A 20145-nucleotide genomic window follows, 5' to 3' on the forward strand; every position below is an offset into this window, starting at 1 on the left:
TCGAATCCCGCTGGGGTCACCAACCGCACGAATGCCCCCGGTTATCCGGGGGTTTCCGCGTTCCTGGCGATGGGCCGTTTCCAGGCCCTACGCGGCCTTTGGCAACAGATTGGCAACGTCCGATTGCATCGCGGCGCGATCGATCGCCGTGGCAACGCTGTCCAGTTCGTCATCGAACAGGTCGGCGTACACGTCACCGCGTCACCGCGGCCGAGGCGTGCCCGAGCATCCGCTGAACCGCCTTGACGTTCGCCCCGCGCTGAACGCCAGCGACGCGATTGTGTGGCGCAGCTCGTGCGGCGTGAGGGCCCTTGATCCCGACCGCGGCGGCGTCATCGAACCAGCCGACGCCGTCCAGGGCGAGCGCGTGAACGGTCGTGTGGTGGATCCCGAGCAGCGCTGCCGTCTCCTCCTCGGAGTAGAACAGCGGCCCCGGCCCGGTCTGCACGACGCCCTCAGATCCCTCGCTCATGCAGGCCTCTCTTCGCGTATCAGAGAGACACCCCGAGCAGGTAGCAGGTCGCCACCACCGTCGTGAGGGCCGCCTTCGCGCGGCGGTGCTTGGTCAGCAGCCAGTCCGGGAAGAAGGTCGCCTCGCGCAGCTTCGGGATCGCCACGTCGAGGGTCCCGACCCGGGTGTCAAGGTCCCGGTGGCGGTACCCGTTGCGCCGGTTGGTCCGCTCGGAGGTGCGGGCGCCGTATTCGGCGCCGCAGACACTGTCGGCCTGCGCCGAGAGCAGCGCGTTGACGAACGTCGCCAACAGCTCGCGCATCAAATATCCGGGCTGGCCTGGGCCAGCTGCTCGTCCAGGAACGTGGAAGGGTCGATAATGGGGTTCGCGGTCATCGCTGTGCACTTTCTTCGAGGCGGTCGTGAGAGATCACTCGAAGGATTACGCGGTGACCGTACCTACGTCTGCAGGACACGCTCCCCGGGATCGTCGTCCACCAACGTTATGGACTCAACTCCAACAATGAACAGGAACGAGGGGCAGATGGCGGAGCGACAGCCGGGCGCGGCCGTGTACGCAGACGACCTCACGGCGAAGGCACGAATCCGCAACGCCGCCCTCGAACTCTTCGCCGCGCAGGGCGTCGACGCCACCTCGCTGCGCGCCATCGCCGCCGCTGCAGGCGTGACCGTCGGCCTCATCGTTCACCACTACGGAACCAAGGAAGCGCTCCGGGAATCCGTCGAGCTCGGCATCGTCCAGCAGTTCGCCGAGACCATCGCGTCCGTGCCGCTCGCCAGCCGGCCGGCAGACGAGATCGCGGCCGCGCGCGACCACGCCGTCGCCGACATGCTGTCCGCGAACCAGGCGATCGTCGACTACCTGCGCCGAGCCATTCTCGATGGCCGCGCCGAGCGCGGCGACCTGGTCAGCCGGCTCAGCCAGCTCTCCGCCCAACAGGTCCACGACCTGCGACAGGCCGGCGTCGCCTCCACGAAACACGCCGTCGGCGAACAGGTCATCACGATCATGGTCCGACAACTCGGGCGACTGTTCCTCCAGCCGCTCGTCGACCGCATCGCCGAGGAGTTCGACGACGACATGGGCTCATCCAAGAAGCCACAGCTCGTCGTGGACGTCACCCCCTGACCCGAGCACCGGGGCTGACTTCCGGCGGTGCGTCCTTCCGCCCACAAAGGCGCATATCCGCGGCGCCTTTGTGGGCGCCGGTTTTCGTTATACGATTTTGTCATGGTGAGTGATGACCAAGTGACCGAGGAGCGGATTCGGAAGTGGGCAGACGAGGTCGAGGCCGGGAATGACGTCGCGGAACTGAAGCGCCGCGGGCGGGGCCGTCCGGGGCGCGGGGCCGAGCCCACGCAGGTCATCGCCGTGCGGCTCACGGCCGAGGAGATCGCGGCGCTCGACGCGTACGCCGCGCGGGAACACGTGACGCGCTCAGAGGCGATTCGTCGCGCTCTGGGCGGCCACGCCGCGTGAAGGTGTCCACCGCAGTGCGCTCAAGCACGGGGTGTACTGGATGAGGTCGCGGTTCAGGCTGCCGACCTGTCGCTGTGGATCGAGCCCCTAGAGGAAGAGGAATGGCCACACCGCGAGCTGCGGCTCGGGTTCGACACCAGGCACGACTGCTGGAGACTGTTGTGCGACCATGTTGATCATTTCGCGCGCCGGATCATCGTGGCGGGCGCGGGCCTCAAGGTCACCGACATCGACATTTCAACCGAGATGCTCCGAGTAGCGCGCAGCCACAACCTAGACCTCCCCTTCGCAGCGGCATCACTCACCCAGCTCCCGCTGGCCGACGGCGTGGCCGCACGGGTCTTCTGCTGGTGCGTGCTGCACTACGTCCCGGACGATGACTTCGCGATCGCCGTTCGAGAACTGGCCCGCGTCGCCGCTCCGGGCGGTTTCCTCATGCTCGGTGGCGGTCATGGTCACCGTCACGCGAAATTGGCGGAGACCCTCGATCCAAAGCCGCGTCACAGCGCCGCCTGTCCGCGCGGGACTTTCACGGACATGTTCGGTGAGCGCGGGGCGACATACGCGGCGGGTCTGCGTATGGCCTGCGGCCCAGTTGGCACCCGATGGAAGCGTTGACGCGTCCTGAGTCTCCCGGATGGCTGGTTGTTTACGCGACCTCCGGGTCGAGGGTCACGGTCTTCCGCCGCGCAGGGCCAGGGAGGGATAGGTGCCGTAGCCTACGCGTTGAACGGATCTGCGGGTCGTGAGCGTCGCCCGCTCAGGTGTAAGGCGAGACCAGGAACACCACTGCGATGGCGTGCAGAACAGCGTGTCAATCTGAGTTGACGGCACTCTGCTGGACCGCTCGGGAGCGCACCAAGGATTCGACGTGGAGTTCGAGTACGGGTCGGTGATGTTGGTTGGCGAGCGCCCCGTAGATCGTGACCAGTGATCGTCCGGGACCGGCGGGGTCGACGGACCGGATGACGATGGTGCACGTCAGCGTGTCTCCGGCGCGGACCGGGCGCAGGAAGCGCATGTTGTGGATCTCTTTGCCGGCAACGACGTCGTATCGCTGGTAGACGCCGGTGGTGGCGAGCCTCTGGAAGATCGACGCGGTATGCAGGCCGCTGGCGATGAGGCCTCCGAAGTCGCTGTGCTCGGCGAGATCGCGGTCGATGTGGAAGTACTGGGGGTCCCACGTCGTGGCGAAGTCGACGATCTCCTCCTCGGTCACCTCATAGGAGCCGCAGTCGATCTCCTCCCCGACGGGCATGTCCTCGGCGGGAAGTAGGGCGGGTCCGGTGCTCGATGTGTCGCGGAAGGTCATAGGGATCGGGCCACCAGTTCCTTCATGATCTCGTTGGTACCGCCGTAGATCTTCTGCACGCGGGCGGCGGCGTACATCCGGGCGATGGGGTACTCCATAATGTAACCGTAGCCGCCGAAGATCTGCAGGCAGCGGTCGACGACCTTGTTCTGGATGTCGGTGCACCAGAACTTCGCCAGGGAGGCGCCAGCTGCGTCGAGCTCGCCGGCGACGTGCCTGGTGATGCAGCTGTCGACGAGGGTTCGGGCGGCGAGTGCGTCGGCAGCGCACTCGGCCAGGACGAAGCGCGTGTTCTGGAAGGAGAGCAGGTCCTGCCCGAAGGCCTCCCGCTCCTTGGCGTAGGCGACTGCCTCACGGACGGCGGTGTCGGCGGCGGCGGCGGCGGTGACGGCGATGATGAGCCGCTCCTGGGGTAGCTGCTCCATCAGCTGCTGGAAGCCCCGGCCCTCGACGCCGCCGAGGAGGTTGGCGGCCGGCACTCGCATGTCGACGAACGACAGCTCCCGCGTGTCCTGCCCGTGCATCCCGATCTTCTCCAGGACCCTGCCCCGCTGGAAGCCGGGCAGGTCCCTCGTCTCGGCGACGATGAGCGACAGGCCCCGCCCCCCCGGCTCGTCGCTCGTCCGTGTGACGATGACGAGCAGATCGGCGTGGGTGCCGTTGGAGATGAACGTCTTGGAGCCGTTGATGACGTAGTCGTCGCCATCGCGTATGCCGCGGGTGCGCACCCGCTGCAGGTCCGAGCCCGTGGTGGGCTCGGTCATGGAGATGGCGCCGACGAGGTCACCGGAGGCCATACCGGGCAGCCAGCGCCGCTTCTGCTCCTCGGTGCCGAATGCGGCGAGGTAGTGGGCGACGATCGTGCTGTGGACGCTGTTGGCCCAGGCGTCGTCGGCGACCCGGGCCTGTTCGGCGGCGATGACGGCCTCGTGCGCGAACGTGCCCCCTCCCCCGCCGTACTCCTCGGGGATGCTGATGCACAGCAGCCCGGCGGCTCCGGCGGCGCGCCAGAAGTCGCGGTCGACCATGTGCTGCTCGGCCCAGCGCGCCTGGTTGGGCACGACCTCCTTCTGCATGAAGGTCCGGGCCAGCTGCTGCAGGTCAGCAAGGTCCTCGGTCAGCCAAGGAGACCGGTAGTCGTCGAGAATCATCTGGGTCGTCCTATCTGCCGGTGAAGGCGGGGGTGCGTCGGTCGGTGAAGGCGGCGACGCCTTCCTGCGCATCGGACGTGCCAAGCGCGAGCAGGAAGTTGCGTCGTTCGTGGGCGAGGCCTTGGTGGAGCGGGAGGTCGTTGGCCCGGCGAGCCGAGTCGACGGCATACGCGACGGCTCGTGGGGCGTTTTCGGCAATCTGGCCGGCGAGCTCGAGAGCGCGGTGGAGGACCTGGTCGTCGTCGACGAGGTCCGCGACGAGTCCTGCGGCGTAGGCCCATTCCGCGTCGACCGGCGCCCCGGTGGCGAGCATGCGCATCGCCTTGGCCTTGCCCACGGCGTGGACCAGGCGCTGCGTGCCGCCCGCGCCGGGGATGACGCCAAGTTTGACCTCAGGTACGGCGAAGCGTGCCGATCGCCCGGCTACAGCGGTGTCGCAGGCGAGAACGAGCTCGCAGCCGCCGCCGAAGGCGAGCCCGCGGACTGCTGCGATCGTGGGGACCCTCAGGGTGGCCACGGTGTCGAAGAGCCGGTCGAAGGGTAGCGTGTCCAGCGGCGAGGCCCCGGTCATGCCGGGGATCTCGCTGATGTCGGCGCCGGCGCAGAAGGCCTTCGCCGACCCGGTGAGCACGACTGCGCGAACGGCCTCGTCTGCGGCGGCCTCTTCCAGGCGGGTGGCGAACTCGGCTACGAGCGCGCGGCTCAACGCGTTGAGGGCGGAGGGCCGGTCCAGCGTGAGCACCACGGTGGTGCCGTGGCGCTCGACGGTCACGAGCTGCTCAGGCATTGCCGTGGTCTCCTTCGTAGGTTCCTGCGTATGCGGCGCGGATCCGCTTCTTGTCGAACTTGCCGACACTCGTGCGGGGGATCTCCGAGACGATCTCGATCGCGTCAGGCAGCTGCCAGGAGGCGAAGGCGCTGGAGAGGTGGTCGCGCACCTGCTCGAGGGTGACCTCCTGACCCCGCCGGGGGACGATGAGGACGAAGGGTCGCTCCTGCCACTTCGGATGGGCCAACCCCACGACGGCGGCCTCGGCGATCGCCGGGTGGCTCAGCAGCAGGTTCTCCATGTCGATCGAGGAGATCCATTCCCCACCGCTCTTGATGACGTCCTTCACCCGGTCGGTCACCTTCAGGTAGCCGTCCGCGTCGATCGTCCCGACGTCGCCGCTGCGCCAGTAGCCGTCGTGGAACCGGTCGGCCCGGTCGTCCTCGGGCATGTTGTGGTACGTCTGGGTGATCCACGGGCCGCGCATGCAGATCTCGCCCGGCGTCACGCCGTCCCAGACCACGTCGTTGCCGATGCCGTCGACGAGCCGGATGTCGACGCCGGTGACGGGCAGGCCCTGCTTGCGCTTGAGTTCGAACAGCTCGTCCTCGCTGAGGCGCTCCCGAACGCTCGGCTTGTACCGGTTCATCGTCACGAGCGGTGTAGTCTCGGTCGCGCCGTAGGCGTGGACGATCTCGGCGCCCGTCAGGTCGTGGAAGCCGCGCATCATCGACAGCGGCGGCTCGGTCGCACCGGACATCATTCGCAGCCGGGACAGATCCGGCTTCTCCTCGAGCGTCTCGATGTAGTGCAGCATCGGCAGGAAGATCGCCGGCGCGCCGTTGGCGACGGTGACACCCTCGGCGATGATGGCGTCGGTCAGCGGCTTGGTGTCCTCGGCGGCGTAGCGGCCGGGCAGGACGATCTTGTTCGCCATCAGCGTTGCCGCCTGCGGCAGGCCCCACGCCTGGCCGTGGAACATCGGGGTGATGAGCATGGTGCAGTCGTCGAGGACCATGCCGATGTTCGTGGCGATGGCGTAGGAGTGCAGGTAGATCGCCCGGTGCGAGTAGTAGACGCCCTTGGGCCGGCCGGTGGTGCCGGTCGTGTAGCAGGCGCCGTACGCGGAGTGCTCGTCGACCTCCGGCCAGGCGATGTGCCCGCTCGCGGCGGCGACGAGGTCCTCGTAGTGGTGGACGTTGGGCAGGCTGGTCTCGATCTGCGAGAGCGGCTTGTCGCTCATGACGACCCAGGCGCGCACCCCGGGCAGCCGGGGGGCGACCGCCTCGGCGACCGGCAGCAGCGACTCGTCGACGCAGATGACGGAGGTGCCGCTGTCCTCGATGACGAACGAGAGGTCCTCCGGCGCCAGGCGCAGGTTGAGCTGGACCATGACCGCCGCGAGTCCGGGGATGGCCCAGTACAGCTCGTAGTGGCGGCGGCTGTTCCAGTCGAGGATGCCGACCCGGTCACCGGGCTGGACGCCGAGGCCGTGCAGGGCGTTGGCGCCGCGGACGACCCGCTCGTATGCCGCGGCATACGTGTAGCGGTCCCACTCCCCGTCGGGGCGGCGGTAGACGATCTCCCGCTCGGGGTGCGTGCGTGCCGCGTGGCGGATGAGGGTCGTGGTGTTGAGCTGGACGTCGTCCCCCATCGTGGAGGGGTAGCCGGTGACGATGGTGCGGCTCGGGGATGCTGTAATCATGGCGTTCTCCTTTAGCGTGCGGTCATGCGCAGGGCTCCGTCGAGGCGGATCACCTCGCCGTTGACCATCTGGTTTTCGATGATGTGGACGGCGAGGGCGGCATACTCCGTCGGGTCGCCGAGTCGTGCGGGGAAGGGCACCTGCTGGCCGAGGGAGTCGCGGGCGGCCTGGGGCAGCACGCCCATCATCGGGGTGAGGAACAGGCCTGGCGCGATGGTGGCCACGCGGATTCCGTAGCGGGCGAGCTCGCGCGCGATGGGCAGGGTCATCGCGACGACCCCGCCCTTGGACGCGGAGTAGGCTGCCTGACCGATCTGGCCGTCGAACGCGGCGACAGAGGCGGTGTTGACGATGACGCCACGTTCTCCGCTGGGGCCGGGGTCGGACTGGCTCATGGCAGCGGCGGCGAGACGGATGACGTTGAAGGTGCCGGCGAGGTTGACCTGGAGGACCTTCATGAAGAGGTCCAGCGCATGCGGGCCGGTCTTGCCGAGGACCTTCTCGGCCACACCGATGCCCGCACAGTTGACGACACCCGAGAGCGGTCCCGGCTGCTGGGTGGCGACGTCGACGGCGTGGGCCACCGCGTCGGGGTCGGTGACGTCGGTCTCGACGAAGACCGAGCCGGCGGGTGCGGTCCCGGCCAGGTCGGCGACGACAACGTGCGCGCCTCGCTCGAGCAAGGCGGTGGTGGTGGCACCGCCGAGCCCGGACGCGCCGCCGGTGACGAGGAAGGTGCGGTTGCTGATGTCCATGACGGTTCTCCTCAGGCGATGCGCTCGATGATGGTGGCGTTGGCCATGCCGCCGCCTTCGCAGATGGTGAGCAGCCCGTATCGGGCCTGCCTGCGCTCGAGCTCGTTGACGAGCTGCGTGAGCAGGCGTGCGCCGGTCGAGCCGAGCGGGTGGCCGATGGCGATGGAGCCGCCGTTGACGTTGAGCTGGTCCTCGGGGTACCCGAACTCCTCCCGCCACAGCAGCGGCACCGGCGAGAAGGCCTCGTTGACCTCGACGAGGTCGATGTCGCCGACGGCCAGGCCCGCCTGGTCCAGGGCCTTCTGGGTGGCTGGGATGATCGCGGTGAACTGGAGCACCGGGTCGTCCGCGGCCACGGCCATCGAGACGATCCGTGCGCGGGGGCGTAGGCCGGCTGCCTCGGCGGCGGCGCGCTCGGCCACGAGCAGGGCGGCGGCGCCATCGCTCATCTGCGAGGCGTTGCCGGCGGTGATGACTCCGTCCGGGGAGAACGCGGGCTGAAGGGCTGCGACCCGTGCAGGGTCGATGTCGGATCGGATGCCCTCGTCCCGGACCATGGGCGCGATCGTGCCGTCCTTGTGTGTGCCGTCGAGGGGCACGAGCGCCGACGCGAAGTGGCCGGCGTCGGTCGCCGCCGCAGCGCGCAGGTGGCTCTGCACGCTGAACGCGTCGAGCTGGTCGCGGGTGAAGCCCCATTTCTTGGCCACGAGCTCGACGGACGGGCCCTGTGCGGGCAGGTCGCCGCCGAACCGGGCGAGGGCCCGTTCGCCGTACCAGTCGCCTCGTCCGCCGCCGGGGACGAAGAGCGGGCCGAGGTCGACCCGGCTCATGGACTCGACGCCGGCGCCGATGGCGAAGTCGTACTCGCCGGACCTGATCGCCTGGGCCGCGAAGTGAACAGCCTGCTGCCCGGAGCCGCACTGCCGGTCGATGGTCGTGCCGGGCAGTCCGATGGGCAGGCCCGCGCCGAGCAGGGCGTTGCGGGCGACGTTGCCGGTCTGCTCGCCGCGCTGGATGGCGCAGCCGACGATAACGTCCGAGAGACGATCCGGGTCCACGCCCGTGCGCACGGTGAGTTGGGCGAGCGTGTGCGCGAGCAGGTCGACGGGATGCCAGGTGCGCAGCTGGCCGCCGCGCTTGCCGACGGGTGTGCGGACGGCGTCGACGATGACGGCTTCACGGGTCATGGTTGAGCTCCTTGGTAGCGGGTGCGGAAGGTGGTCAGGGCGTGGTGGAACTCGGGCGTGGAGGCGTCGGCGACCTGCGCGGCAGCCTCGCGGTGCCGGGCGTCGGCGAAGGTGTCGTCCCACGTCGTGTCGAGCAGGTGCTTGGTGCGGGCCTGGGCGGAACGGGAGAAGGCGGCGAGAGCCGACCGGCCGGGGCGAGGTTGCACCCGGCGCCGACGGCGGAGCCGCGGACCTTCGCGATGACCGGCTGGGGCAGGTCGCGCAGCGCCGGGATGATGGTGTTGAACTCGGCCATCGCGTCGCCGAGCCGGTCGGCGTCGAGGTCGATCGGGTCGGCGCCTGCGCAGAAGCTGCCACCGGCCGCTGTGAGCACGACGACGCGCGGGGCATCGTCTTCGGCGACGTCCGCCAGCGCGGCCAGCAGATCGTGCGCCGAGCCAGTGCTCAGTGCGTTGCGGCGTTCGGGGCGGGTGAGTTCGATCCTGGCGACCGGCCCATCGACGGTCAGCCGCAGGGTCTGCCACGTGTGCCGCCCGGGCGGGTGGGCGAGGGAGCGTTCGCAGGCGCGTGGTCTGGATGGCTCAGCCATGGAGCTTCTTCCGGATGCGGTGCTTGAGAATCTTGCCCGACGGGTTGCGGGGGAGCTCGTCATCGCGCAGGTCAGCAAGCGTGAGCTCGGCTCCGTCCCGTGGCGTGACGGCGACGACCTTCTCGCCGTACTCGTCGTCCGGGCGCCCGACGATGGCGATGTCCCCCACGGCCGGGTGGCCGGCCAGGGCGCTCTCGACCTCGGCGGAGTACACGTTGCGGCCCCAGTGATGATCATGTCCTTGAGCCGGTCGACCAGGGTGATGTACCCGTCCTCGTCCACGCTGGTCGAGTGGCAGAGCGGCGCGGCGTGCAGCATCCGCTTCCCCTCGTGCAGATAGAGACCGAGCGCCGTGTTGATCCCCACCCACACGATGCGGTGCTGGTCGAAGAGCGCGCCCTTGGGCCGGCCGGTCGTGCCCGAGGTGTGGATGATGAGCGCGTCGTCGTCCTCGGCGACCTCGACATCGAGCGGGTTCCCGGACTGCGTGGACGACGCTGTGAGCACGTCGTCGAAATCGTCCGCCTCCCCCAGCGCGAGGGCAGGTATGCCGCCCGGCCCCTCCTGCTGTGCCTGCCATCCGCGGACGTTCGAGACGAGCTCGGGTCCGAACAGGAGCAGCCTCGCTCCGGAGTCCGTGACGAAGTGGTCGACTTCGGGTGGCGCGGAGCGCGGATTGACGGGCACGACGATGGCCCTGAGCCGGAGCCCGGCGAAGAGCGCGACGACGAAGGCATCGCTGTTCCGCGAGAGCAGCGGGACCCTGTCGCCCTTGCTCAGGCCGTGCCCAGCCAGCTCGCGCGCTAGCTGGTTCACGCGTCGGTCGAGCGCGGCATGGGTCAGCGATGTGGAGCCGAACTGGACCGCGATCCGTTCAGGAACGCGAGTGGCCGTTCGGGAGAGGACTCGGGCGAGGCTGCGGATGGCGGGCTCCTGGCGGGTGAGGGATCAGTCGTCGGACCCGGTGTGGGACCGGGCAGGCGTCGAGTGCGCGGCGACGGGATGCACATCGTGGACCGCGACGATGGGGATGTCGAGCGAGCGGCCCAGCGACTCCCAGTGCGCGCTGGACTCCGTCGCGAAGCGGGCTGCCAGCTCTTCACGGGTACGGCCGACGGCACCGGCCAGGCGCTCGGCGAAGTGGGGTTCGATCGCGCCGACGGCCACGTGCCCGTCCATGGTCGCGTAGATGCCGTATGCCGGCAGCCCCCCGCCGAGGACGTCACCCGGGCCGGTGAGTCGGTGGCGGACTGCGGCCCCCGCATGGAAGGCGACGTCATCGAGCACGACCCGCTCGTGCACGGCCGCGCCGATGTCGCTCCGTCGGCCAAGGCCGGCAAGTGTCGCAGTCACGGCTCGCTCCGCTCCCAGCACGTCGACCAACGGCACCAGCGGCATCGACGGAGGGAGCAGGGTGCCGTGGGCCGCCTGGTAGGTCAGGTCGTGGCCGGGCTCGTCCGCGCGGTCACCGTCGTACCCGACGATCTCCACGTGCACCAGGGCGTGCCGCTCCACGCTGGCGCCCAAGTCCAGGCGATCAGACGCAGAAGGCCGCATCGCGGTCAGCAGTACGTGGGCGGTACCCAACAGCCCCTCCAGGTCCGAGCGGCCAGCAACGTCCTTGAGATCGAGGGCGATGACCTCCTGGCCAGCCACGAGCTCGTCGTACCAGCCCGGCGCCACCAGCTGGAGCGGGTCGCCCGCGGGCGGCTCGACCTTGGTCACCGACGCACCCATCGAGGCGAGGCGGGCGGCCGCCAAGGGACCTGGAAGGTTCACCGCGAGCGAGAGGACCCTGACGCCGGCAAGCGACCCTGCATCTGGACTCACCGACACGCTATTGCTCCTTCGCAACCCCGGCTATCTATACAGTTGTATAGCAACTGGTACGGTTGTGCAATAGCTAGGATCGAGCGGATCGACACCAAAGCACTGCGCGCCGCCGTCGCGCGGGAGCGGACCGCCTCACCCGAGGGCGGGAAGCGAACCGGCTGCACGTCGTCGCCGCCGACGTACGCGACGCACGCGAGCAGTTCACGGCCGCGCTCGAGCGCGGCCGTGCCGATCGCGGACTGACCGAGGCGACCGAGCGGGCGCAACTCGCCGTGGCGGGAATCGTCGCGGGCGAGCCAGTACGAGAAGTGAACGCCGAGCGCGTCCGGCTCACAGAGCGAATCGAGGACGCGGAGAAGCGGGAGGCGTGGTGGTCAAAGGCCGCCGGCCGGCTCGACCACCACGCGGACGAGCACCGCGCCGCCGACGGCGAGCCGCACACGAAGCTCCCCGCTGCACGGGAGCACGCCGAAACGGTGCGTGCCGAGACGGTGGCCCCGTTGGTCGAGCACGCCTTCGAGGACGCGGGGGCGCTCATGGCCGCGCTGGACCGAGCGAGCGAAGCCGATGATCCGCCAGCCGACTCCGCCGCCGCAGCGCCGCACGCACCCAGCAGGCCGCAGGACAGGAATCCTGCTAAGCGGCGGCCGATGTGCGCGAGCGTTGGGGATCGACGCCCGCCACCCCGCCGCGCGTCCCGAGCTGGGCGCAGGAGGACTATGCGCAGCGCGCCGAGCAGGATCGGCAGGTTCTCGCCCAGATCGAGGCCCTACCGCCCGCGCAGGCAGCAGCTCTGATCTGCGAGCGCGCCGAAGCCGAACGCCTCGCGGCGGCGGCGCTGGCAGAGCGCGCAGCACGGCTGGCAATGCCGGAACGCGACACTCACAGTCCGACTCGCGGCGGGCCGGAGCGGGGCCGCGGGATCAGCCTGTAGCGGGTTTAGGGAACCCGCTCGGCAAGGGCGTCGTCTCCGCGGCGATGATGCAGAACGGCCACGACTTGCACGAACCGTTCTTCCTCGAACAGGCGATACCAGACGAGGTAGCGGAACGTCTCGGTGCTGACGTGGCGCAGCCCGAACCGGCTGGCGGGCGGCTGGTGCGCGTGTTCCGCTATCCAGTCCATGACCGCCTCGATCGCGTCGAGACAGCGTTCCGTCTCGTGGGGAGCCTGCTCGTCGTAGTACGCCTCGATGTCAGTGAGGTCACGCTGAGCATTGGCGAGGAGTCGAACGGTGTAACTCACGTAGTCCGACGCGCGCGACGGCGCGCCTTCAACTCGTCGAGCGTGATGTAGTCGTCGGGGTTTGCGTCAGCCTCGGCGACGCGCTGCTCCAAGATCGCCCACTGACCGGAGGGCACGTCATCGCCGAGCTTGGCCTGGATCACGTCACGAAGCTCTACCAGCTCGGATGGGCTGAGCCGTTCGACCTGTTCCATGAGCGCCGTGTTCACCATCCTCCTATGATACCGGGTAGGCCCGACGTCAGACAGGATAGAGCCGCATGGAGTGCTGACGACCCCCGCGTCACGAACTGCGATCGATAGGATTCGGGCATGGTGGTGGACTAAGAGGTCGCGCCGGTAGGTGACGGCGTGGCGTTGAGGTGACGCGGGCACGAGACCTGTTGGTCACGGTTGTGTGAAGAACTCGCTGGTTTCCAGGACGCCTCGTGCCCGCCGTTTCATCATCGATCATTGAACCGATCGGGCACCAGTTCGAAGCACTCATCCCGCCGGTCTTGGATGAGCATCCGCTGGGCTGTCACCGGCCTCGCGTGCCGGACCGGGTCGTGTTCGACAAGCTCGTGCAGGTGCTCGTGCTCGGCGCCGCGTACGTCAAGGCCGTGGACGGGTGCATCGTCAAGGCTCCGTGCGGTGGCGAGGCCGCGGGCCGTTCACCGGTGGATCGCGGCAAACAGGGCACGAAACGCTCGGTCCTCGTCGACGGGAACGGAATCCCGATCGGCTGCGTGGTCGCTGGCGCGAACTGTCATGACTCACCACTGCTGGCGCCGACGCTGGAGAAGCTCGACCGGTTCGAGTTCGACCTCCCCGAACGGATCACCGTGCACCTGGATGCCGGCTACGACTCCAGCAAAACCCGCGACCTGCTCGATGTCCTCGGCTGCGACTATGTCATCAGCAAGAAGGGCGAGCCGCTCCAGGCCGGGAACCCGATGGATCGTAGAGAGAACGAACTGCTGGCATACACGCGGGTTCCGGAAACTCCAGATCTGCACCGAGGTCCGAGCCCGCGTGATCGACGCGTTCATCGCCCTCGCCACCACGATCATCACCACAAGACGCCTCATCCGAGAAGCCTGGACCCGCTACCGCTGGGACAACCGACCCACCCAAAAACCATGACCTACCGGCGCGACCTCTAAGCCGACGACGGCATGATCTGGGAGAAGAAGCTCGTGGGTCGTCCCAAGGGCACCGACTACTCGCAATCGCGTATGGGCGCTCCCGGAGACAAGAGTCCTCTTCTACGATCGGAAGGGGACTCCAGCCTCGACACGCAAGCGATCATTCGTGACCTTGATGACGAGGACGGCGAAGACGGCGAAGACGGCGAAGGGGGCGACTCGATCAACCCCGTCGTTGCGCTGGGATTGATCGCCGCGGGTGTGGTCGGAACCCTCGCCTACCAGCGATTCGTCAAGCCGAAGGTCGACGAGTACAGGGGAATGCGGTGCGCTCATCGCAGAGGAGATCGGCGGGACCGTCTCCGAGCCCGACATCGGGCGGCTCCCGACCAGGTGGATCTTGACGGAGGGGCGGAGACGGCGGGCTAGGCCGCTGGATCGCCCGGCCGATGCGTCCAAGGATGCTGCGGGGCTGTCCCGGTGCTCCAGTGTTGAGCGCGATGCGGCGGTGGACCTGCTGTTCCTGCTGCGTCCTCTTGCAGTCGCCGGTATGCGGGCACGGTCCGCGGGCCGAGGTAGCCGCGCCGTGCGTAGGCCGCGCCAAACGCCGCTTCGTAGTCTGCCAGCCACCGCGCGGCCTCGGCCGTGGTGAGCTGCAGGTTGTGCTCGCGGCGCAACGTTTCGGCTGCCGTGGGCTCCAGTGCCCAGGCGCCGACCTGGGTGCGGCGGTTGTCGTAGAGGCGGCGGTGCCGAGCGTAGATCTGGATGCGGGCGACGGCGAGTGAACCGGTTCTTGGCAATGGCTCCCTCATCTGCGAGCGACGCGGTGCGAGCTACCGCATTCGCACTCGACGCCGCTCGTTGACGCGCTACCTGGGGGTCTGTCCCGAGCGCTGCGTGCTGGCGACCGCCCCGAGCTCACTCCTGCGCGGAGGGGCGCGCCGCCGGCGTACCAGCACCACCACACCCCAGACGACGCCGCCGATCACCGCGAGCACCGCAATCCAGGGGATGAGGAACCCGAGCGCCACGACGATGCCGTTGAGCGTTGCGACCAGGCCGTTCCAGCCGGCCACGAGGCCGTCCCAGAAGCCGGCGGGGTTTGCGTCGGCCGCCTCGTGGCGGACAGTGAATGAGACGCTCAGCGACGACATCGCGACCTGGTCTTCGAGGCTTTCCAGCTGCTGCTGGTAGGACTCGAGCGTTGCCTGTCGCTCGGCAAGCGCGGACTCCGCAGCGATGAGGTCCGAAACCGATCCTGCCTGCGCCATGAGCTCGAGCAGGCGGTCGACGGATGCCTGCGCGGCATCCGCCCGTGCCTGCAAGTCAACCACTTGGTCGGTGACATCGAACCGGTCAATGGAGGATGCCGTGACCTCGCCGACCTGCTCCAGGTCGCCCATCGCGTCGGCGAGGTCATCGGCGGGAACCCGCACGATGATCCACCCGTTCGTCACGGCGACGCCCGGGTCGGCCAGATCGACGGGCGCTCCCGTGTAATCGGACCCGATACTCATCGACTCGACGTACCCGCCGCGCCTATCGGCTGCGGTCGCGATCTGGTCAGCAGCGGCACGAACGTCGTCGACCACAACGGTGGCTGATGAGGAGGCGATGATCGAACGACCGGATTCGCCGATGGCCGAATCCATCGCCTTCCCACCGACGGAACTGTCGACGACCGCTCCGTCCGTGAGTGCGATCTCACCTCCCGACATGCCGCCGTCCACGGACATGTCTGCGGACACGGTGCCCGCTGCTGCGCCCTCATTCGTGCTCAGCCCGCTGAGAACGGTCGGCGCGATGATGGCGGCGACGGCCACCACGGCAGCTGCAGCCGCACCCGCCATCCACACTCGGCCCTGAGCCACAGAGCGTCGAACGGATGCCGCGCGCTCGCTTTCGATAGCGGTGAAGACGCGGTCTTCCAGGATTGCGATGCGGTCGTCATTCATGAGAGGAAGCTGGTCTGCGGCGGGACGCTGGGGGTTCTCGGTGTTCATGTGCTCTCCTGGGCGACGGTCCGCAGACGCCTGCGGACGCGGGAGAGACGGTTGCGGACAGCGCCGTGCGGGATTCCGAGATGCTCAGCTGCGGCGCTGTAGGCGTAGCCTTCGGCCGCGCACAGGCGCAGGATCTCACGGTCGGTGTCAGAGAGGGTCGCGATCTCGGCGGCGATCAGGCGAAGGTATTCCTCGTCGATCATCTGCTGCTCGACATCCACCGTCGCCGGGAGGGCCTCATCTGCCACCGCGCCGGCGTGCTCACGATCCCTCCACTGTGCGCGCATCCGGTTCGCCGACTGGAAGCGGCAGATCGTTGCCAGCCACGGCAGCAGCGAGTCTGACGCCAGGTCGAGCTCCGGGAGCTTGCGCCAGGCGACGACGAAGGTTTCCTGCACGACGTCCTCGGCGTCTGAGGGATCGCCCAGGAGCCGGTGCGCGATCCAGTACACCGGCCGAACGTAGGCGCGATACAACAGTCGGAAGGCTTGCTCGCTGCCGCCTGCGGCTCGGGCGACGAGTTCGGCATCGCCCGTGGTCACTGAATCGGTCATCGGTTCCCCTGTATCGCACCGCGAGTCGGCGCGCCTCATTGTCTCTCACCCCGTCAGTGTCGGCATCCGGCGATTCGTCTCACGGCGTCGACATCGAGAAACCACAGGAGCGGTGCTCGGTCCTCGGGCTCATCGTCGCAGCGTTGGTGTTCGCCCCGTCGCCCGTCGAGGGGTTCGGCACGAGCAGATCGGGCTTCTGCCGTGGCGTCGCCGATGCCCGCTAGCCGTTGTGCTGGTGCTGCTGGCGGGTTTCGGCGCTGCGGCGCTGGCCGGAAACGCTCTCGCCGGGAATCGCGATCGCGGTGGCTGCCGCGGCGTTTCATATCGCGGTGCGCGGCAGCAGACGTCGGGGGTTCACTGACGGGGCATGCGTGACGGTGCCTATCGTCCTGCTGGCCCTGCTCGGATCGGTGGGAAGCATCGTCGACCCCCGGTTCACGTCGGCGACGCCCAGCTCGTGATCCTCGCCTATGAGTCGGCGCTCGTGACGTCCGGCGGGTAGTCTGGGGGAGCGAGAGGGAGTATCCCGTTCTTGCGCGTTCGTCATCACGGGCCGACGGCCCCGGGCGCGCACCGTCACCTGGCGGGGGAGAGACTTTCGATCCCTGCACCTGCCCGCCTGCCGTGAAAGGCCCTCGTGGATCTCACCCTCCCGCTCTGGTTCGAGATCGGATCGCTCGTCGTTCTGACGCTGATCCTGCTCGCCGACCTCCTCATCATCCTCAAGCGCCCCCACATTCCCTCGACGCGTGAATCGACGCTCTGGGTGGTCTTCTACGTGACCCTCGCTCTGATCTTCGCTGGGGGGATGTGGCTGATAGCCGGTGGCGAGTACGCCGGTCAGTTCGTTGCTGGTTGGCTCACCGAATACAGCCTGTCGATCGACAACCTGTTCGTCTTCGTGCTCATCATGGGCCAGTTCGCGGTGCCGCGCCGCTACCAGCAGGAAGTGCTGATGGTGGGCATCATCATCGCCCTCATCCTGCGGGGACTGTTCATCCTCGCCGGCGCCGCCATCATCGAGAATTTCAGCTGGGTCTTCTACATCTTCGGCGCGTTCCTGGTCTGGACCGCGTATCGACAGGCATTCCCCGGCGCCGACCACGACGAAGACGTGAAGAAGGAGAACTTCGTCGTGCGTTTGGTGCGGCGCACCGTCGACATCAGCGACCATTATGACGGCGCGAAGATCCGCACGACGGTCGACGGGAAGCGGATGTTCACACCGATGATCATCGTGTTCGTCGCGATCGGCGTGACCGACCTCATCTTCGCGATCGACTCGATCCCCGCGATCTTCGGCATCACCCAGAGTGCCTTCATCGTGTTCACCGCGAACATCTTCGCCCTCATGGGCCTGCGCCAGCTCTACTTCTTGCTCGGCGATCTGCTCGACCGCCTCCGCTACCTGCACTACGGCATCGCCTTCATCCTCGCCTTCATCGGGGTGAAGCTGTTCCTCCACGCCATGCACGTCAACGAGCTGCCATTCATCAATGGGGGAGAGCCGATCGACTGGGCCCCCGAGATCTCGACGCTCATGTCACTCGGCGTGATCGTGATTTCGATGGTTGTGGCCACCGCGGCAAGCCTCCTGGCGTCTTCGCGCGAGCGTCGAGCTGAGGCTCAGGCACACGCTGCCGGCGCGGCGGATGCGGCATCCGCCGTCGCGCACGAGAAGGGCACACCTTCGACGGTCGACCCGTCCGCGCCAGCCGATCGCCCCAACGAGCGTCCCTGATACCGGTGGTATTCTGAGCGAATGCGGATCGCTCGCCTCCTTCTTAGCGGCCGCGACGGGTCCTAGTTCTCAGGCCATCCCCGTCGCGGAGTTTCGTCGCGGGCTTGAACCACACCTCCTGGAACGAAAGAGCTCATGAGCGAATCCACCGTCGATGTCGGCATTCCCGATCACCCCCGCACCCTGGCCGAAAAGGTCTGGGACGACCACCTGGTCGTGAAGGGCGAGAACGGTCAGCCCGACCTCATCTACATCGACCTGCACCTGGTGCACGAGGTCACGAGTCCGCAGGCCTTCGACGGGCTTCGCGCCGAGGGTCGCCCGGTGCGACGCCTCGACCTGACGATCGCCACCGAAGACCACAACACCCCGACGCTCGATATCGACAAGCCGATCGCGGATCTCACCAGTCGGACCCAGATCGAGACGCTGCGCCGCAACGCCGAGGAGTTCGGCGTTCGCCTGCACTCGCTTGGCGACAAAGAGCAGGGCATCGTCCATGTTGTCGGCCCTCAGCTCGGCCTGACGATGCCCGGCATCACCGTCGTCTGCGGCGACTCGCACACCTCGACCCATGGCGCGTTCGGCGCGATGGCGTTCGGCATCGGCACGAGCGAGGTCGAGCACGTTCTCGCTACCCAGACGCTGCCTCTGAAGCCCTTCAAGACGATGGCGATCACCGTCGAGGGGGAGCTCAAGCCCGGTGTGACGGCCAAGGACATCATCCTGGCGGTCATCGCGAAGATCGGCACCAACGGGGGCCAGGGGTACGTCCTCGAGTACCGCGGCTCTGCGATTCGGTCCCTCTCCATGGAGGGACGGATGACGATCTGCAACATGTCGATCGAGGCCGGTGCCCGCGCGGGCATGGTCGCCCCGGATGAGACCACCTTCGCCTACCTCGAGGGGCGTCCCCACGCGCCGAAGGGCCAGGACTGGGAGGATGCCGTCGCGTACTGGCGAACGCTGCCCAGCGACGAGGGCGCCGTCTACGACGCCGAGGTCTTCATCGACGCTAACGAGCTCGAGCCCTTCGTCACCTGGGGGACCAACCCCGGTCAGGGCGTGTCGCTCAGTGACCGCGTACCCTCGCCCGAGTCGTTCACCGACCCCAACGAGCGTGCCGCGGCCGAGCGTGCCATCGAATACATGGACCTGGTCCCCGGGACGCCTCTGAAGGAGGTCCCGGTGGATGCCGTGTTCATGGGTTCGTGCACCAACAGCCGCATCGAAGACCTTCGCGCCTTCGCATCGATCATCCAGGGGCGCACAAAGGCCGAGAATGTCAGGGTCATGGTCGTTCCGGGATCGGCTCGGGTACGACTCGAGGCCGAGGCTGAGGGTCTCGACAAGGTCTTCACCGACTTCGGCGCCGAGTGGCGCTTCGCGGGGTGCTCGATGTGCCTGGGCATGAACCCCGACCAGCTGGCGCCCGGTGAGCGGTGCGCGTCGACCTCCAACCGAAACTTCGAGGGTCGCCAGGGCAAGGGTGGGCGCACTCACCTGGTCTCGCCCCTCGTTGCCGCAGCCACCGCTGTACGGGGGACGCTGTCGAGCCCGAGCGATCTCGAGCCGCTTGCGGTCAGCGAAACGGTTACTGCCAGCGGAGCGGAGGCCTGACATGGACAAGTTCACAACTCACACCGGTGTCGTTGCGCCCCTGAAGCGCTCGGCAGTCGACACCGACCAGATCATCCCCGCCGTCTACCTGAAGCGCGTCACGAAGACCGGCTTCGAGGACGCGTTGTTCGCAAACTGGCGTCAGGATCCCGAATTCATCCTGAACCAGCCGACCTTCGCGAACGCTTCGATCCTTGTCGCCGGTCCCGACTTCGGTACCGGATCCAGTCGTGAGCACGCGGTCTGGGCGCTCCGCGACTTCGGTTTCCGGGTTGTCCTCAGTCCCAAATTCGCCGACATCTTCCGCGGCAATTCGGGCAAGCAGGGCCTGCTCACCGGTGTCATCAGCGAGAGCGACCTCGAGGCGATCTGGGCCGCGATCGACGCCGAGCCCGGTGTCCAGATGACGGTGGACCTCGAGGCGCGCAGCGCGACGATCGGCGACCTTCAGGTCGCTTTCGAGATCGACGATTACACTAGATGGCGGCTCCTGGAGGGGCTCGACGACATCGGGCTCACACTGCGAAACGAAGAAGCGATCACCCAGTTCGAGTCGCGCCGCGCATCCTGGCGGCCGCGAACCCTCCCCGTTCCGTAGCCGAC

23 protein-coding genes and 4 pseudogenes are annotated in these 20145 nt (G+C 68.0%); 9 read left to right on the forward strand and 18 right to left on the reverse strand.

Annotation, left to right across the window (positions count from 1 at the left end; genetic code table 11):
* Nucleotides 1-87: 87 nt before the first annotated feature.
* Nucleotides 88-306: pseudogene (locus tag B3587_RS01685) on the reverse strand (tyrosine-type recombinase/integrase); the annotation flags it as partial.
* A gap of 191 nt (nt 307-497) precedes the next feature.
* Nucleotides 498-847 (reverse strand): annotated as a pseudogene (locus tag B3587_RS01690) (transposase); the annotation flags it as partial.
* A 127-nt stretch (nt 848-974) separates the two neighbouring features.
* Between B3587_RS01690 and B3587_RS01695 the strand changes: the two are divergent.
* From B3587_RS01695 to B3587_RS01705, 3 genes are all read left to right on the forward strand, one after another.
* Nucleotides 975-1601 carry a TetR/AcrR family transcriptional regulator gene (locus B3587_RS01695; protein ID WP_292726065.1) on the forward strand — a complete coding sequence of 209 codons (627 nt, stop codon included), beginning with the start codon at nt 975-977 and terminating at the stop codon, nt 1599-1601.
* Between the two features lie 102 nt (nt 1602-1703).
* On the forward strand, nt 1704-1952 hold the full coding sequence (locus B3587_RS01700; protein ID WP_292726067.1) for a ribbon-helix-helix protein, CopG family: 249 nt from the start codon (nt 1704-1706) through the stop codon (nt 1950-1952).
* Between the two features lie 159 nt (nt 1953-2111).
* A complete protein-coding gene (locus B3587_RS01705) occupies nt 2112-2570 on the forward strand; it encodes a class I SAM-dependent methyltransferase (protein ID WP_292726069.1) in 459 nt (152 codons plus the stop codon).
* Nucleotides 2571-2766: 196 nt separating this feature from the next.
* Here the strand turns inward: B3587_RS01705 and B3587_RS01710 are convergent, their stop codons facing one another.
* From B3587_RS01710 to B3587_RS01760, 11 genes and pseudogenes are all read right to left on the reverse strand, one after another.
* A complete protein-coding gene (locus tag B3587_RS01710) occupies nt 2767-3264 on the reverse strand; it encodes a MaoC/PaaZ C-terminal domain-containing protein (RefSeq protein WP_292726071.1) in 498 nt (165 codons plus the stop codon).
* Entirely contained in the window at nt 3261-4415 is a 1155-nt protein-coding gene (locus tag B3587_RS01715) for an acyl-CoA dehydrogenase family protein (RefSeq protein ID WP_292726073.1), read from the reverse strand. Before B3587_RS01715 ends, B3587_RS01710 begins: the two co-directional genes overlap by 4 nt.
* A gap of 10 nt (nt 4416-4425) precedes the next feature.
* Nucleotides 4426-5202, reverse strand: coding sequence for an enoyl-CoA hydratase/isomerase family protein (locus B3587_RS01720; protein WP_292726075.1), 777 nt, complete (start codon nt 5200-5202; stop codon nt 4426-4428).
* Entirely contained in the window at nt 5195-6889 is a 1695-nt protein-coding gene (locus B3587_RS01725; protein WP_292726077.1) for a long-chain-fatty-acid--CoA ligase, read from the reverse strand. Before B3587_RS01725 ends, B3587_RS01720 begins: the two co-directional genes overlap by 8 nt.
* Nucleotides 6890-6900: 11 nt before the next feature.
* On the reverse strand, nt 6901-7644 hold the full coding sequence (locus B3587_RS01730; protein ID WP_292726079.1) for an SDR family NAD(P)-dependent oxidoreductase: 744 nt from the start codon (nt 7642-7644) through the stop codon (nt 6901-6903).
* Nucleotides 7645-7655: 11 nt separating this feature from the next.
* On the reverse strand, nt 7656-8831 hold the full coding sequence (locus B3587_RS01735) for a thiolase family protein (protein WP_292726081.1): 1176 nt from the start codon (nt 8829-8831) through the stop codon (nt 7656-7658).
* A gap of 34 nt (nt 8832-8865) precedes the next feature.
* The gene (locus B3587_RS01740; RefSeq protein WP_292726083.1) at nt 8866-9420 is read right to left on the reverse strand and encodes an enoyl-CoA hydratase/isomerase family protein; all 555 of its coding nucleotides are present in this window, start codon (nt 9418-9420) and stop codon (nt 8866-8868) included.
* On the reverse strand, nt 9413-9634 hold the full coding sequence (locus B3587_RS01745; protein ID WP_292726085.1) for an AMP-binding enzyme: 222 nt from the start codon (nt 9632-9634) through the stop codon (nt 9413-9415). Before B3587_RS01745 ends, B3587_RS01740 begins: the two co-directional genes overlap by 8 nt.
* 107 nt (nt 9635-9741) lie before the next feature.
* A pseudogene (locus B3587_RS15870) lies at nt 9742-10344 on the reverse strand (AMP-binding protein); the annotation flags it as partial.
* 24 nt (nt 10345-10368) lie between these two features.
* Nucleotides 10369-11256, reverse strand: a complete 888-nt coding sequence (locus B3587_RS01755) for a CoA transferase (RefSeq protein WP_292726088.1) — start codon at nt 11254-11256, stop codon at nt 10369-10371.
* 371 nt (nt 11257-11627) lie between these two features.
* Complete coding sequence (locus tag B3587_RS01760; protein ID WP_292726090.1) at nt 11628-11858, reverse strand: hypothetical protein; 231 nt, start codon at nt 11856-11858, stop codon at nt 11628-11630.
* Between the two features lie 47 nt (nt 11859-11905).
* Between B3587_RS01760 and B3587_RS01765 the strand changes: the two genes are divergently transcribed.
* Nucleotides 11906-12187 carry a hypothetical protein gene (locus B3587_RS01765; RefSeq protein WP_292726092.1) on the forward strand — a complete coding sequence of 94 codons (282 nt, stop codon included), beginning with the start codon at nt 11906-11908 and terminating at the stop codon, nt 12185-12187.
* Nucleotides 12188-12192: 5 nt separating this feature from the next.
* Here the strand turns inward: B3587_RS01765 and B3587_RS01770 are convergent, their stop codons facing one another.
* Together B3587_RS01770 and B3587_RS01775 are read right to left on the reverse strand one after the other, a co-directional pair.
* Nucleotides 12193-12498, reverse strand: coding sequence for a type II toxin-antitoxin system RelE/ParE family toxin (locus tag B3587_RS01770; RefSeq protein ID WP_292726094.1), 306 nt, complete (start codon nt 12496-12498; stop codon nt 12193-12195).
* Nucleotides 12495-12710: a hypothetical protein gene (locus B3587_RS01775; RefSeq protein WP_292726096.1), complete on the reverse strand. Its 216-nt coding sequence runs from the start codon at nt 12708-12710 to the stop codon at nt 12495-12497. The genes B3587_RS01770 and B3587_RS01775 overlap by 4 nt, the downstream gene beginning before the upstream one ends.
* 215 nt (nt 12711-12925) lie before the next feature.
* Here B3587_RS01775 and B3587_RS01780 point away from each other — a divergent pair.
* Nucleotides 12926-13622: pseudogene (locus tag B3587_RS01780) on the forward strand (transposase).
* 32 nt (nt 13623-13654) lie between these two features.
* Entirely contained in the window at nt 13655-14053 is a 399-nt protein-coding gene (locus B3587_RS01785; RefSeq protein ID WP_292726098.1) for a hypothetical protein, read from the forward strand.
* Here B3587_RS01785 and B3587_RS01790 read toward each other — a convergent pair.
* From B3587_RS01790 to B3587_RS01800, 3 genes are all read right to left on the reverse strand, one after another.
* Nucleotides 14050-14424, reverse strand: a complete 375-nt coding sequence (locus B3587_RS01790; RefSeq protein WP_292726100.1) for a hypothetical protein — start codon at nt 14422-14424, stop codon at nt 14050-14052. The genes B3587_RS01785 and B3587_RS01790 overlap by 4 nt on opposite strands.
* Nucleotides 14425-14493: 69 nt before the next feature.
* The gene (locus tag B3587_RS01795) at nt 14494-15627 is read right to left on the reverse strand and encodes a DUF4349 domain-containing protein (protein ID WP_292726102.1); all 1134 of its coding nucleotides are present in this window, start codon (nt 15625-15627) and stop codon (nt 14494-14496) included.
* Entirely contained in the window at nt 15624-16181 is a 558-nt protein-coding gene (locus tag B3587_RS01800) for an RNA polymerase sigma factor (protein ID WP_292726104.1), read from the reverse strand. Before B3587_RS01800 ends, B3587_RS01795 begins: the two co-directional genes overlap by 4 nt.
* Before the next feature lie 637 nt (nt 16182-16818).
* On the opposite strand from B3587_RS01800, the gene B3587_RS01805 reads away from it, so the two are divergent.
* The 3 genes from B3587_RS01805 (at nt 16819) to leuD (ending at nt 20140) form a co-directional block, all read left to right on the forward strand.
* Complete coding sequence (locus B3587_RS01805) at nt 16819-17922, forward strand: TerC family protein (RefSeq protein ID WP_292726106.1); 1104 nt, start codon at nt 16819-16821, stop codon at nt 17920-17922.
* A 135-nt stretch (nt 17923-18057) separates the two neighbouring features.
* Nucleotides 18058-19542, forward strand: a complete 1485-nt coding sequence (gene leuC / locus B3587_RS01810) for a 3-isopropylmalate dehydratase large subunit (protein ID WP_292726108.1) — start codon at nt 18058-18060, stop codon at nt 19540-19542.
* A 1-nt stretch (nt 19543) separates the two neighbouring features.
* Entirely contained in the window at nt 19544-20140 is a 597-nt protein-coding gene (gene leuD, locus B3587_RS01815) for a 3-isopropylmalate dehydratase small subunit (RefSeq protein WP_292726110.1), read from the forward strand.
* Nucleotides 20141-20145 lie beyond the last annotated feature (5 nt).

It is taken from the genome of Microbacterium sp. UBA837, assembly GCF_002296025.1.
Taxonomy (GTDB): Bacteria; Actinomycetota; Actinomycetes; order Actinomycetales; family Microbacteriaceae; genus Microbacterium.